The following is a 14,604-nucleotide window of genomic DNA, read 5'->3' as shown; positions in this document are numbered from 1 at the left end:
ATGAAAACCCTGCCCGTTGCGCTCGCTCTGCTGATGGGTGGCTGTGCCGTTGGCCCGGACTACCAGCGCCCGAGTGCGCCGGGCGCGCTGCACTATAAAGAAGCGCAGGGCTGGCAGCAGGCTACTCCGCAGGACCAGGCCAGCAAAGGCGCGTGGTGGGCGGTCTATCGCGACTCCACGCTCGATGGCCTGCTGCGTCAGGTGCAGGTCTCCAACCAGAATGTGGCGCAGTATGAAGCGCAGTATCGCCAGGCGCTGGCGCTGGCCTCGGAGTCGCGCAGCAATCTGTTGCCGAGCGTTACCGGCAGCGGCAGCTCGACGCGCAGCGGCACCGCCAGCAGCAGTGAAACAGGCAAATCCATCAGCAACAGCCATTCGCTGCAGGCGTCCGCGTCCTGGGAGCTGGATATCTGGGGCAAACTGCGCCGCACGCTGGAGGAGAACCGGGCCAGCGCCGATGCCAGTGCGGCGGAGCTTGCCAACATTACCCTCAGCGCGCAGTCGACGCTGGCACAGGACTATTTCCAGCTGCGCATTCTCGACCAGCGCATCGCCCTGTACCAGAAAAGCGTTGAGGCCTATCAGCGCTACCTGACGGTGATCAACAACAAATACCAGGCGGGCAGCGAATCGCGCGGCACGCTGGCGCAGGCGGAAACGCAGTTGGAGAGCGCCGGCGCCTCGGCGCTCGATCTCAGCTGGCAGCGCGCGCAGCTGGAGCACGCCATTGCGGTGCTGATCGGCCAAACCCCGGCGGCGTTCAGCCTGGCGGTGGCACCGCTGCAGGCCACGCTGCCCGCTATTCCGCAGGCGTTACCGGCGGATCTGCTGCAGCGCCGCCCGGATATCGCCCAGGCCGAGCGCACCGTGGCCGCCGCCAATGCGGCGATTGGCGTGGCGATTGCCGGTTACTATCCCGACCTGACGCTCAGCGCCAGCGGCGGCTACAGCAGCTCGACCTTTAGCCACCTGATCTCCCTGCCGAACCGCGTCTGGTCGCTGGGGCCGGAGTTGAGCGGGACGCTGCTCGACTTTGGCGCCACCTCGGCGAAAGTTGAACAGGCGCGGGCTGCCTATGACGCTGACGTGGCCAGCTATCGGCAGACGGTGCTGTCCGGCTTCGAAGAGGTGGAAAACTATCTGGTGGAGCTGCACACTTTTGCGGCGGAAATGCAGGCGCAGCAGCGGGCGGCAGCATCGGCGCAGGAGTCCGCCCGCGTCACCTATAATCAGTATCAGGCCGGGATGATCGACTATCTCGACGTTGCCAGCACCGAAAACACCAGCCTTAGCCAGCAGCAGAGCCTGCTGACGCTGCAAAGCACCCAGTGGGTCACCAGCGTGAAGCTGATCGTGGCGCTCGGCGGCGGCTGGTCAGATAAAATGTAGGGTCGGTTACTTGATGCTTAACAGAGTATATATGGGTTATTTCTCATCGAAGTTCTGTAGGGGCGGACCTTTTTTTCCGGTCCGCCCGTAACTGGCTGCACGGGTCGACCGGAAAAGAAGGTCGACCCCTACACGTCATCACCGCACCAATTCCTTAATAAATATTGAGTTGTCCGCACCTTTCCTGCATCGTTAACCCAGTTTATTGCAGCGAGAAAGGACAAGACATGCTGTTTTCCGTACTGCGTTTTCTGTTGCGGGTGCTGTTCCGCACGCGCCTGAACGGCGACCTCTCTGGGTTATATAAAGAGAAGGTGATCATCACCCCCAACCATATGTCGTTTATTGACGGCATCCTGCTGGCGGTCTTTCTGCCGGTAAAGCCGGTCTTTGCCGTATATTCCTCGATCAGCGAACAGTGGTACATGCGCGCGCTGCGCTCGCTGATTGACTTTGTGCCGCTCGACCCGACGAAGCCGATGGCGTTAAAACATCTGGTGAAGCTGGTTGCCCAGGGGCGCCCGGTGGTGATCTTCCCGGAAGGACGTATCACCGTCACCGGCTCCCTGATGAAAATCTACGACGGTGCAGCGTTCGTCGCGGCCAAATCGCAGGCGACCGTGGTGCCGATGCGTATTGAAGGGGCCGAATTCTCGCCGTTTGGCCGCCTGGCCGGGGTGTTTAAACGCCGCCTGTTCCCGCGTATTACCCTCACCGTGCTGCCCGCTACCGTCATTCCGATGCCGGATGCGCCGCGCGCGCGCGACCGCCGCAAGCTGGCAGGCGAGCATCTGCAGCACATTATGATGGAAGCACGCATGGCGGTGCGCCCGCGTGAGACGCTGTATCAGGCATTTCTCGCGGCGCGCACCCGCTACGGCCTGTTCAAGCCCTGCATTGAAGACGTCAGCTTCAAACCTGACAGCTACACCGGGCTGCTGAAAAAAGCGCTCGGCGTCGGGCGCATTCTGGAGCGCTACACCCGCCAGGGCGAATATGTCGGCCTGCTGCTGCCCAATGCCACCGTCACCGCGGCGGCGATCCTGGGCGCATCGCTGCGCGGGCGAATTCCGGCGATGCTCAACTACACCGCCGGGGTGAAAGGGCTGACCAGCGCGCTGACCGCCGCTGAAGTAAAAACCGTCTTCACCTCGCGCCAGTTCCTCGACAAAGGCAAGCTGTGGCACCTGCCGGAAGGCATCACCCAGGTAAAATGGATCTACCTCGAAGATCTGAAAGATACCGTCACCACGCAGGACAAACTGTGGGTGCTGCGTCATCTGCTGATGCCGTCCAGAGCGGAAGTGGTGCAGCAGCCGGAGGATGCAGCCATGGTGCTGTTCACCTCGGGGTCAGAAGGCCATCCGAAAGGCGTGGTGCACTCACACAAGAGCCTGCTGGCTAACGTTGAGCAGATCCGTACCGTGGCGGACTTTACCCCGCGTGACCGCTTTATGTCCGCGCTGCCGCTGTTCCACGCCTTCGGCCTGACCGTGGGCCTGTTTACCCCGCTGATGACCGGGGCGCAGGTGTTTCTCTACCCCAGCCCGCTGCATTACCGCATTGTGCCTGAACTGGTCTATGACCGTAACTGCACCGTGCTGTTCGGCACCTCGACCTTCCTTAACAACTACGCGCGCTTTGCCAACCCGTATGATTTCGCCCGCCTGCGCTACGTGGTTGCCGGCGCTGAGAAGCTGCAAAATACCACGCGTGAACTGTGGATGGAGAAGTACGGCATTCGTATTCTCGAAGGTTATGGCGTTACCGAGTGCGCGCCAGTGGTGGCGATTAATGTGCCGATGGCAGCAAAATCCCACACGGTCGGGCGCATTCTCCCGGGGATGGATTCACGCCTGATCTCGGTTCCGGGTATTGAAAATGGCGGCCAGCTCCAGCTGCGCGGCCCGAACATTATGAAAGGTTACCTGCGTGTAGAACGCCCGGGCGTGCTGGAAGCGCCGGCGGCGGATAATGGCGAAGGGCAGATGGAAGCGGGCTGGTATGACACCGGCGATATCGTCAGCTTTGACGAAGGCGGCTTCTGCCAGATACAGGGGCGCGTGAAGCGCTTTGCTAAAATCGCAGGTGAGATGGTCTCACTGGAGAGCGTCGAGCTGATCGCGCTGAAAGCGTCCGCTGAAAAACAGCATGCGGCAACCATCAAGCCGGACGGTAATCGCGGCGAGGCGCTGGTGCTGTTTACCACCGATACTGAACTGACGCGTGAACAGCTGACCCGCGCCGCCCGCGAGCTGGGCAGCCCGGAGCTGGCGATACCGCGTGATATCCACGTGCTGAAACAGCTGCCGCTGCTCGGCAGCGGGAAACCGGACTTTGTCACCCTGCGCGAAATGGCAGAAAAGCCAGAGGCACAACATGAAGAGTGAAGTTGCTGGTGCTAAACCGCTGATGTCGAAAGGCATGATGGCGGTGATCGCCGCCCAGTTCCTGTCAGCATTTGGCGATAACGCGCTGCTGTTTGCCACCCTTGCGGTGCTAAAACAGCAGGTCTATCCGGACTGGAGCCAGCCGATATTACAGATGGTGTTTGTCGCTACCTATATTATCCTCGCGCCGTTCGTCGGCCAGCTGGCGGACAGCTACGCTAAAGGACGGGTGATGATGTTCGCCAACGGGCTAAAGCTGCTGGGGGCGCTGACCATCTGCGTGGGGCTGGATCCGTTCCTCGGCTACAGCCTGGTGGGCATTGGCGCTGCGGCTTACTCCCCGGCGAAATACGGCATTCTCGGCGAGCTGACCGACGGAGAAACGCTGGTAAAAGCCAACGGGCTGATGGAGTCTTCGACCATCGCCGCGATCCTGCTGGGTTCAGTGGCGGGCGGCTTCCTCGCCGACTGGAATCTGACCGGGGCGCTGGTGGCCTGCGTGCTGGCCTACGGCCTGGCGGTAGCGGCTAACCTGCTGATCCCGAAACTGGCGGCGGCGCGCGGCGGCCAGTCCTGGCACCCGAAACAGATGTCGGCCAGCTTCTTCAACGCCTGCCGCGTGCTGTGGCGCGACGGCCAGACGCGCTTCTCGCTGGTCGGAACCAGCCTGTTCTGGGGCGCGGGCGTCACGCTGCGCTTCCTGCTGGTGCTGTGGGTGCCGGTGGCGCTGGGGATAACCGATAATAAAACGCCGACGCTGCTGAATGCGATGGTGGCGATAGGGATTGTTATCGGTGCGATTGCGGCCGCGAAGCTGGTGACGCTGAAAACGGTCGGCCGCTGTATGCCTGCCGGGGTGTTGATCGGTGTGGCCGTCGTCGCCTTCTCGCTGCAGCATCAGGCGATCAATGCTTACGTGCTGCTGGTGATTATCGGCATGCTCGGCGGATTCTTCGTGGTGCCGCTCAATGCGCTGCTGCAGATGCGCGGTAAAGAGAGCGTCGGGGCGGGCAATGCGATTGCGGTGCAGAACCTCGGTGAGAACACCGCGATGCTGCTGATGCTCGGCCTTTACTCGCTGGCGATCAAGCTGGGCGCGCCGCCGGTTGCCACCGGGGTCGGCTTCGGCGCGCTGTTTGCTATTGCCATTGCGGTACTCTGGGGCTGGCAGCTGGCACAAAAACGCCGGGTATAACATCAACGGGCCGAAAGGCCCGTTTTGCTGATTAAAGCGCACAACTTCCCACTCATTCCGCTTTCTGAAGATCCCTTCTCTGCGATAAAGTGACGCGGCGTCACTCATGACGCATCAGTATCACTGTCTTTATGGAGAAACGGACATGGAAAGAAGGGAATTTATTGCTAAATCTGCCCTGGCGCTGATTGCCTCAGGCATCGGGGCCGGTGCCAGCACCTCGCTGTTAGCCAGTACTCCGCAACCGCAGCCAGCTCTGCCGGTGAAGGATAAGTCGGGTAAGCCAACGCTGGCATTTGTGCTCTACCCGGGGATGACGCCGCTGGATCTGGTCGGCCCGGCCACCGTGCTGAGAAACCCGCATCTGAACGTAGAATTTGTCGCGCATGATTTACAGCCGCTGAGTACTGAGCTCTCCTTTCTGCAGTTTTTACCCACCACCACCTTTGATCGGCTGAAGCAGGTCGATATTCTGTGCGTGACCGGCACCGGCAATCCTTACGCCCATCTTCATGACACTAAGATGCTCGACTGGATGCACAAAGTAGGCAGTAAAGCGGAGTGGGTGACCAGCGTCTGCACCGGGTCGATTCTGCTGGCCGCTGCCGGGCTGATGAAGGGCTACAAGGCGACGACGCACTGGTCGATGATTGACGATCTCAAGCCGTTTGGCGCCATCCCGCTAGATGAGCGGGTGGTGATTGACCGTAACCGTATTTCCGGCGGCGGCGTCACCGCGGGTATCGATTTTGGCCTCACCCTGAGCGACACGCTGATGGGCAGAGAGAGCGCCGAATTTGCCCAGCTGCTGGTGCAGTACGATCCGCATCCGCCTTATAACAGCGGCACGCCAAAAACCGCGCCGGCTAACGTGACGGCAGAGGCCCGTAAAATGATATGGCAGATGGTCGAAGAGGAGACGCCAGACTGGAAGCAGCGCGTGCAGCAGAGCGCTAAACGCGTTCAGCAATACTAAAGTATCTGACCTGGTTCTGTAGGGGCCGATCATTTTTTTCGATCGGCCCTTGTTACTGACGAACGGGGAATTATGGCGCCGGGTAAGTGTATCGGCGATGAATCGCTTCCAGCCCTTCCATCACATCCTCATTCAGCGTGACGTCATAGCTGTCGATATTAATTTTCAACTGCTCCAGCGTGGTGGCCCCCAGCAGCGTACTGGCAACAAACGGCTGCTGGCGCACAAAGGCCAGTGCCATCTGCGACGGATCCAGTCCGTGTTTTTGCGCCAGCGCGACATACTCCGCCACGGCCTGCTCAGACTGCTCGCCGCTGTAGCGGGTAAAGCGGCTGAACAGCGTATTGCGCGCCCCGGCCGGTTTGGCCCCGTTAAGATATTTTCCGCTCAGCACCCCAAACGCCAGGCTTGAATAGGCCAGTAGCTCAACGCCTTCGTGATGGCTGATCTCCGCCAGGCCCACTTCAAAACTGCGGTTCAGCAGGCTGTAGGGGTTCTGAATGCTGACAATACGCGGCAGCTCGTGTTTCTCTGCCAGCTGCAGGTAGCGCATAACGCCCCACGGTGTTTCATTCGACACGCCGATGTAACGAATTTTACCGGCGCGCACCTGCTCGGTCAGTGCTTCCAGGGTTTCCAGCAGCGTGACGGTGGCGGCGTTATCGCTGTACTGATAGTTCAGCTTGCCAAAATAGTTGGTCTGGCGCTGCGGCCAGTGCAGCTGATAGAGATCGAGATAATCGGTGTTCAGACGCTTCAGGCTGGCGTCCAGCGCGGCACGAATATTTTTGCGGTCCAGCGCCTGGTTTGGGCGGATTGACGCATCGGCGCCGCGCACCGGGCCAGCCACTTTCGACGCCAGCACCACTTTGTCGCGGTTGCCGCGGGCTTTCAGCCAGCTGCCAATGTAAGACTCGGTCAGGCCCTGCGTTTCCGGGCGCGGTGGCACCGGGTACATTTCGGCGGTATCGATCAGATTGATGCCGCGGCTGAGTGCTAAATCCAGTTGTGCATGGGCGTCGGCTTCGCTGTTTTGCTCACCAAACGTCATGGTGCCCAACCCCAGAGAACTGACTTCCAGGGTGCTGTGAGGGATACGGTGATAATGCATTGCCGGCTTCCTTTTTCATTATTAAATGGTCAGGGACATCAGCTTCGTCCGCAACAGAGTGCTTTCTGCCTCAGGTAAGCGCTGACGCGCCGAAACCCGGTTTTTGACTATAACCGCGCAGGCCTGGTGGGGGAAGAGGGGATTTATCGGGAAATGCGCCAGAGAGCCACCTTTAACCGCGCAGGACCAGGTGGCATTGCATAACTTAACGCTCAACGATGGAGGAGACTTCATCACCGTTGATCTGCTTCTCGTGGCCAGAACCATCAGTGTATTTCACCAGCCCGGTCTCTTTATCAATCTGCGGCTTACCGTCAGTCATAATCATCGTACCGTCTTTGGTTGCCATCACATAATCACTGCTGCAACCGCTGACTAAAACTGCCAGGCCCAGCACCGCTGCGCCAAAAATAACCTTCATATTCGTCTCCGTTACGCTTTCATTTCTCTCACTTTAGCCCAGTAATAAACTATTTTCCCGGTGCCGATAATCGCATGAGTCCGAAAGTATAGCTGACGCACATCAGGCCATTGACTTATCCCGCAGAGTTTACCTGCGGGATAATGGCGATTTACGCGGGCTGCTTCTTATTGCGTAACAGATTGAGGCACTCTACCGACATCGAGAAGAACATGGCGAAATAGATGTAGCCTTTAGGAATATGAATGTTAAAGCTCTCCAGCATCAGCGTGAAGCCAACGAGGATTAAGAACGCCAGCGCCAGCATTTTCACCGACGGGTGGCGATCGACAAAATCACCAATTGCGCGGGCGGCAAACATCATCACCAGCACAGCAATCACGACGGCAGCCATCATAATAATCAGGTGATCGGACAGGCCTACGGCGGTAATCACCGAGTCGAGGCTGAAGATAATATCCAGCACCATAATCTGTACGATAGCCCCGGCAAAGGAGTGCACGTTGGTTTTATGCTCGCCTTCGCCGCCTTCGATACTTTCGTGGATCTCCATGCTCGACTTCCACAGCAGGAACAGCCCGCCGAATAGCAGGATCAGGTCACGCGCTGAGAAGGCATGGTCCATCAGCGTGAACAGCGGATCGGTCAGGCGAATAACCCAGGCAATAGAGGCCAGCAGGCCAAGGCGCATCAGCATTGCGCCGGCCAGGCCAATACGGCGGGCGGCATTCTGCTGATGCTTAGGTAGTTTGGCGACGACCAGAGAGAGGAAAATAATGTTATCGATCCCGAGGACAATTTCGAGGATCGTCAGCGTACCCAACGCTAACCAGGCATTAGGATCGGCAATCCATTCAAACATAAAATGTGAACCCTTAAACTTAAACGAAAGCTAAACGGCGATTATACGCAAGGTTGACTATTGCGGAACTACTTTTAAAGCAGGAAATGGCGGGCAAGCAGCGGGGCGGTAAAGCTTTTCTTTAAATAGAAGCCGCGCGGCAGGGTCATAATCGGCTGCCCGTGCTGACCGATGCCTTCCGTCAGCGCTTTACTGTTGGCGGCTTTTGGGCGGATCTGCAGCACTTCGCCGTGGCGCGCGGTGATCTGCTCCACCTGGCCCAGCACGATCATATCCATCAGCTCCTCCCAGTCGCGCTGCAGCTGGCGCTCTTCTTCCTCATTCGGGCTCCACAGCAGCGGTGCGCCGACATGGCGATGCTCAAGCGGGATCGCCCGATCGCCCTCTACCGGCACCCACAGCACCCGATGCAGCTTGTGGCGCACGTGGCTGTTAAGCCAGGTAACGCCGCTGTTGCCGGTCAGCGGCGCCACGCAGACAAAGGTGGTTTCCAGCGGCCGACCAGCGGCATCTACGGGAATTGTTTTCAGCTCCACGCCAATCTCCGCGAAGTCCTGCTGCGGCTTACTGCCCGCGCTGGCGCCGAGATAGCGCTCCAGCAGCATCCCCACCCAGCCCTTATCGCGCTTGAGATCGCGCGGGATCGGTAGCGCAATCCGCAGCGCCAGTTCTCCCAGCGTATAGCCCGCCAGCGCAGAAGCGCGCGCCAACAGTTCGGCTTCATTTTCTGGGGGAGGGATAAGGTTAAGATCGCCAGTCATAATAACTTCCGGATTTTGTTCAAAAAATAGACGCCATTTGCACACACAGCCAGAGAAAGATTTCAGGCTGGGGAAAACGCTAATAATAGCATGATAAATCGTGTTTTTTTATTCTCTCGCCCGCAGGAAAAATCGCAGCTCCCAGGGGTTTTACCCGGGTTGTCACCGACAATGAACAGGTTCCCCCGGGTAGTTATCCACAGAAAAGTGGGATAACTTGCCCTTTTTGATAATACTGTTTCGATTTACAGCCTTGACGCAGGGTTTTTTACCCGCTTTAGCCGTTATACAGCCTAACTAATCGGCATATTCTGTGGATAACGTTCTAAGTGTGCGATCTTTCATCAGCTGGCGATCCTGCGCTGATGACAGCAGCATGACAACCCAGGTAAAAGCTGTGACTAACCTCTAAAGATGATGATTAATATGGGTTTATTCTGAGTTGAATCGCGGGTGAGTTTTGCCGGTAATAAAGTTTTCCCCACCTGTTAACAGAGTTCTGCACAAAGCTATCCACAGAAAACGTGAATAAGATCGCCTTTTTAACCCGCTTTCTGTTTATAACTTTGCTTTAAAGGACGAGTTATCCCAGCTGCAGCGCCACACATCGCCTGAAAGCAGTGGTTTACCGTCTGTAAGGAGTATGAAACAATCAGAACATCCAGTTTTAGTTTGAGGTAGTCCGGTGATCGATGATGATGGCTACCGCCCGAATGTTGGTATCGTAATTTGTAACAGGCAGGGACAGGTGCTGTGGGCCAGACGTTATGGTCAGCACTCCTGGCAGTTTCCTCAGGGAGGGATTAACCCTGGCGAGACGGCGGAGCAGGCGATGTACCGCGAACTTTTCGAGGAAGTCGGTTTGAACCGCAAGGATGTTCGTATCCTTGCATCTACCCGTAACTGGTTACGATATAAGTTGCCAAAACGTTTGGTGCGTTGGGACACAAAGCCGGTTTGTATCGGCCAAAAACAGAAGTGGTATCTTCTGCAGCTGATGTGCAATGACGCGGATATCAATATGCAGACCAGCAGCACGCCGGAGTTCGACGGCTGGCGCTGGGTCAGTTTCTGGTATCCGGTTCGCCAGGTGGTCTCTTTTAAACGCGATGTTTACCGCCGTGTGATGAAAGAGTTCGCCAGCGTGGTTATGCCCCTGCAGGAGACGACCGTTCAGCGGAATACGCCTGGTTTTCGACGGAAGAGAGGTTAAGCCACGTAGATTATGCTCACACAGCTGCGCGAAATAGTTGAGAAAGTGGCGGCAGCGCCCCGGCTTACCGAGGCGCTGGATATTCTGGTTAATGAGATCTGTCTGGCGATGGATACCGAGGTCTGCTCGGTCTATCTTGCCGACCACGATCGCCGCTGCTACTACCTGATGGCTACGCGTGGGCTAAAAAAGCCGCGTGGGCGCACGGTCGCCCTGGCATTTGACGAAGGCATCGTCGGGCTGGTCGGTCGTCTGGCAGAGCCTATCAACCTTGCTGATGCGCAGAGTCACCCCAGCTTTAAATATATTCCCTCCGTGAAGGAAGAGCGTTTCCGCTCCTTCCTTGGCGTGCCGATTATCAGCCGCCGCCAGCTCCTTGGCGTGCTGGTGGTTCAGCAGCGCGAGCACCGCCAGTTTGATGAAAGCGAGGAGTCGTTCCTCGTCACCCTCGCCACGCAGATGGCGGGCATTCTCTCGCATTCCCAGCTTAACGCTCTGTTTGGGCAGTATCGGCAAACCCGCATTCGTGCGCTGGCTGCCGCGCCTGGCGTCGCCGTGGCGGAAGGCTGGGTCGACTCCAGCCAGCCCTCGCTGGAAAACGTCTCTGCCGCCTCTACGCTGGACACGGTGCGCGAGCGTGAACGCCTTGCCATGGCAATCAGCGAAGCCTCCAGTGAGTTCCGCCGCTACAGCAAACGCTTCACCGCCAGCATGCATAAAGAGAGTGCGGCCATCTTCGATCTCTACTCGCACCTGCTGAGCGATGCGCGGCTGAAGAAAGATCTGCTGGCTGAGATCGATGCGGGCTCGGTGGCGGAGTGGGCGGTGAAAACCGTGATTGAAAAGTTTGCCGCCCAGTTCGCCAGCCTGCAGGACAGCTATCTGCGCGAGCGCTCCGGCGACCTGCGCGTGCTCGGGCAGCGCCTGCTGTTTCACCTCGATGACACCATGCAGGGCACCAACAGCTGGCCGCCGCGTTTTGTGCTGGTGGCAGATGAGCTGACGGCGACCACGCTGGCAGAGCTGCCGCACGATCGCCTGGCGGGCGTGGTGGTGCGCGACGGCGCGGCCAACTCGCACGCAGCGATCATGGTGCGGGCGCTGGGCATCCCGACGGTGATGGGCGCAGATATTCAGCCGGAGCTGATGAAAGGGCGCCTGCTGATCGTCGACGGCTATCGCGGCGAGCTGCTGGTTGACCCGGAACCGGTGCTGGTGCAGGAGTATCAGCAGCTGATCAGCCAGGAAAATGAGCTGAGCCAGCTGGCCGAGGATGATGTATTTCTGCCGGGCGCGCTGAAAAGCGGCGAGCCGGTGAAGGTGATGCTCAATGCGGGCCTCAGCGCGGAGCATGAGCAGAAGCTCGGCAGCCGCGTCGACGGCGTTGGCCTGTACCGCACGGAAATCCCGTTTATGTTGCAGAGCGGCTTCCCGTCTGAGGAAGAGCAGGTGGCGCAATATCAGGGCATGCTGCAGCTGTTCCTCGACAAGCCGGTGACGCTGCGAACGCTGGATATCGGTGCCGATAAGCAGCTGCCGTATATGCCAATCAGCGAAGAGAACCCGTGCCTGGGCTGGCGCGGCATCCGCCTGACGCTCGATCAGCCCGAGATCTTCCTGGTGCAGCTGCGCGCCATGCTGCGCGCAAACGTCGCCAGCGACAACCTCAGTATACTGCTGCCGATGATCACCAGCCTGGATGAGATCGACGAAGCGCGCCGCCTGATCGATCGTGCGGCACGTGAAGTGGAAGAGATGCTCGGCTATGCCATCCCACAGCCGCGCATCGGGATTATGATCGAAGTGCCGTCGATGATCTTTATGATCGACCAGCTCAAGCAGCGGGTCGATTTTGTCTCCGTTGGCACCAACGATCTGACCCAGTATCTGCTGGCGGTCGATCGCAACAACACTCGGGTCGCGAGCCTGTATGACAGCCTGCACCCGGCCATGCTGCGCGCCCTCAAAGCCATTGCCGATGAAACCCGCCGTGCCGGGATTGAACTCTGCCTGTGCGGTGAAATGGCCGGTGACCCGATGTGCGTGGTGATGCTGGTCGGGATGGGCTATCACCATCTCAGTATGAATGGGCGCAACGTGGCGCGAGTGAAATACCTGCTGCGCCATATCGACCATGAAGAGTCACAGGCGCTGGCACAGCGTGGCCTGGATGCGCAGCATGCCAGCGACGTGCGCCATATGGTGGCGGCCTTTATGGAGCGCAGGGGATTGGGCGGTCTGATCCGCGGCGGCCGCTAAAATCACGTTTAAGGCTATTTTATTTGCCATTTTGCCCCTGGGCAGTGCTCGGAATCCTCACGTACTACGTGTACGCTCCGGTTCCTGTGCGCTGTCCGCGGGCAAACTGGCTGCAACAATTACGCCTAAAACGCGATTTGCTGAACCCTACAATTAATAAAGTTTACAGTTAGCCGGGGCCGCACTAATTCGCATTATGCTATGATGCGCGCCTTATGCAGCCCCCAGGCTGAATGATGCAGAGGCGGGGTACGCCCGTCCCTGCAACGCTCTGGCAATATTGGCTGCCTGTCTGGACAGACTTCAACAATGGTGAAAGATGAATAACGGCTATCTGGCTTTCCCCCAATTTGACCCGGTGATCTTCTCCGTCGGGCCAATCTCTCTGCACTGGTACGGTCTGATGTACCTCGTGGGCTTCATTTTCGCGATGTGGCTGGCGGTGCGCCGTGCTAATCAGCCGGGCAGCGGCTGGAAAAAAGAAGAAGTGGAAAACCTGCTGTACGCCGGTTTCCTCGGCGTATTCCTCGGTGGGCGTATCGGCTATGTGCTGTTCTACAACCTGCCACTGTTCCTCGATAACCCGCTGTATCTGTTCAAAGTCTGGGATGGCGGCATGTCATTCCACGGCGGTCTGATTGGCGTGATCGTGGTGATGCTGGTGTTTGCACACCGCACCAAACGTAACTTCTTCCAGGTGTCTGACTTTATCGCTCCGCTGATCCCCTTTGGCCTCGGTGCGGGCCGCCTGGGTAACTTTATCAACGGCGAACTGTGGGGCCGCGTCGACCCGAACCTGCCGTGGGCAATGCTGTTCCCAGGCTCTCGCAGTGAAGATATCGCGCTGGTCACCACTCACCCGGAATGGCAATCGCTGCTGTCGACCTACGGGGTACTGCCGCGCCACCCATCGCAGCTGTACGAACTGATCCTTGAAGGGGTGGTACTGTTTATCATCCTCAACGTGTTTATTCGTAAATCTCGCCCAATGGGCGCGGTCTCCGGACTGTTCCTGATTGGCTACGGTGCGTTCCGTATTATTGTTGAGTTCTTCCGTCAGCCGGACCAGCAGCTGGGCCTGTTCAGCGGCATCAGCATGGGGCAGATCCTCTCTGTTCCCATGATTCTGGCTGGCGTGATTATGATGATCTGGGCGTATCGTCGTCGCCCTGCGCAACAGGTTCGTGAGGAAAAATGAAACAGTATCTGGCGTTAATGCAGCACGTGCTCGAGCAGGGCACGCCCAAAAATGACCGCACCGGAACCGGCACGCTGTCGATTTTTGGTCATCAGATGCGTTTCAATCTGCAGGACGGTTTTCCGCTGGTCACCACCAAGAAGTGCCATTTGCGCTCTATCATTCATGAGCTGCTGTGGTTCCTTAACGGTGACACCAACATCGCCTACCTGAAGGAAAATAAGGTGTCGATCTGGGACGAGTGGGCCGATGAAAAGGGTGACCTCGGGCCGGTTTATGGCAAACAGTGGCGCAGCTGGGGGGCAGCGGATGGGCGCCAGATCGACCAGCTGAGCAAGGTGGTCGAACAGCTGAAAAGCGACCCGGACTCGCGCCGCATCATCGTTTCTGCATGGAATGTCGGCGAACTGGATGAGATGGCGCTGGCCCCGTGCCATGCGTTCTTCCAGTTCTACGTTGCGGACGGCAAGCTCTCCTGCCAACTGTATCAGCGCTCCTGCGATATCTTCCTCGGCCTGCCGTTCAATATCGCCAGCTACGCTTTGCTGGTGCATATGATGGCCCAGCAGTGCGACCTTGAAGTGGGTGATTTTGTCTGGACCGGTGGCGATACCCATCTGTACAGCAACCACCTGGAGCAGACGCGCCTGCAGCTGACGCGCGAACCGCGCGCCCTGCCGAAGCTGATTATCAAGCGCAAGCCGGAGTCTATCTTCGACTATCGCTTTGATGACTTCGAGATCGAAGGTTACGATCCGCATCCGGCCATTAAAGCCCCGGTCGCCATCTGATCGGCTGCCTCTCCGCGCGCTGTTGGCGGAGAGGCACA

General features: G+C 58.3%; 12 protein-coding genes. 8 read left to right on the top strand and 4 right to left on the bottom strand.

Annotated elements, in window-relative coordinates:
* From J2Y91_RS03555 to J2Y91_RS03540, 4 genes are all read left to right on the top strand, one after another.
* Positions 1-1,389 (top strand): efflux transporter outer membrane subunit, encoded by a 1,389-nt coding sequence (locus J2Y91_RS03555; protein WP_133625016.1) that lies wholly within the window; start codon positions 1-3, stop codon positions 1,387-1,389.
* A gap of 227 nt (positions 1,390-1,616) precedes the next feature.
* Positions 1,617-3,779, top strand: a complete 2,163-nt coding sequence (aas, locus tag J2Y91_RS03550; RefSeq protein WP_253537322.1) for a bifunctional acyl-ACP--phospholipid O-acyltransferase/long-chain-fatty-acid--ACP ligase — start codon at positions 1,617-1,619, stop codon at positions 3,777-3,779.
* Positions 3,769-4,974 carry a lysophospholipid transporter LplT gene (gene lplT / locus J2Y91_RS03545; protein ID WP_133622852.1) on the top strand — a complete coding sequence of 402 codons (1,206 nt, stop codon included), beginning with the start codon at positions 3,769-3,771 and terminating at the stop codon, positions 4,972-4,974. The genes aas and lplT overlap by 11 nt, the downstream gene beginning before the upstream one ends.
* Positions 4,975-5,119: 145 nt before the next feature.
* Positions 5,120-5,950, top strand: a complete 831-nt coding sequence (locus J2Y91_RS03540; RefSeq protein WP_133622853.1) for a DJ-1/PfpI family protein — start codon at positions 5,120-5,122, stop codon at positions 5,948-5,950.
* A 70-nt stretch (positions 5,951-6,020) separates the two neighbouring features.
* Here J2Y91_RS03540 and J2Y91_RS03535 read toward each other — a convergent pair whose 3' ends face one another.
* The 4 genes from J2Y91_RS03535 to mutH form a co-directional block, all read right to left on the bottom strand.
* Entirely contained in the window at positions 6,021-7,061 is a 1,041-nt protein-coding gene (locus J2Y91_RS03535) for an NADP(H)-dependent aldo-keto reductase (RefSeq protein ID WP_133622854.1), read from the bottom strand.
* A 205-nt stretch (positions 7,062-7,266) separates the two neighbouring features.
* A complete protein-coding gene (locus tag J2Y91_RS03530; protein ID WP_048917176.1) occupies positions 7,267-7,482 on the bottom strand; it encodes a YgdI/YgdR family lipoprotein in 216 nt (71 codons plus the stop codon).
* 151 nt (positions 7,483-7,633) lie between these two features.
* Positions 7,634-8,344: a TerC family protein gene (locus tag J2Y91_RS03525; protein WP_048917175.1), complete on the bottom strand. Its 711-nt coding sequence runs from the start codon at positions 8,342-8,344 to the stop codon at positions 7,634-7,636.
* 74 nt (positions 8,345-8,418) lie between these two features.
* Entirely contained in the window at positions 8,419-9,105 is a 687-nt protein-coding gene (gene mutH, locus J2Y91_RS03520) for a DNA mismatch repair endonuclease MutH (protein WP_133622855.1), read from the bottom strand.
* Between the two features lie 685 nt (positions 9,106-9,790).
* Between mutH and rppH the strand changes: the two genes are divergently transcribed.
* The 4 genes from rppH (at position 9,791) to thyA (ending at position 14,566) form a co-directional block, all read left to right on the top strand.
* Positions 9,791-10,318, top strand: coding sequence for an RNA pyrophosphohydrolase (gene rppH / locus J2Y91_RS03515; RefSeq protein WP_048917173.1), 528 nt, complete (start codon positions 9,791-9,793; stop codon positions 10,316-10,318).
* 12 nt (positions 10,319-10,330) lie between these two features.
* The gene (gene ptsP / locus J2Y91_RS03510) at positions 10,331-12,577 is read left to right on the top strand and encodes a phosphoenolpyruvate--protein phosphotransferase (RefSeq protein ID WP_133622856.1); all 2,247 of its coding nucleotides are present in this window, start codon (positions 10,331-10,333) and stop codon (positions 12,575-12,577) included.
* Between the two features lie 319 nt (positions 12,578-12,896).
* Positions 12,897-13,775, top strand: a complete 879-nt coding sequence (gene lgt, locus J2Y91_RS03505; protein WP_048917171.1) for a prolipoprotein diacylglyceryl transferase — start codon at positions 12,897-12,899, stop codon at positions 13,773-13,775.
* Positions 13,772-14,566 (top strand): thymidylate synthase, encoded by a 795-nt coding sequence (gene thyA, locus J2Y91_RS03500; RefSeq protein WP_048917170.1) that lies wholly within the window; start codon positions 13,772-13,774, stop codon positions 14,564-14,566. Before lgt ends, thyA begins: the two co-directional genes overlap by 4 nt.
* The last annotated feature ends 38 nt before the right edge of the window (positions 14,567-14,604 follow it).

Origin of the sequence: Erwinia aphidicola (genome assembly GCF_024169515.1) — a bacterium.
Taxonomy (GTDB): domain Bacteria; phylum Pseudomonadota; class Gammaproteobacteria; order Enterobacterales; family Enterobacteriaceae; genus Erwinia; species Erwinia aphidicola.
The sequence above is the reverse complement of the archived record's forward strand: the minus strand, read 5'-3'. Positions and strand labels throughout refer to the sequence as shown.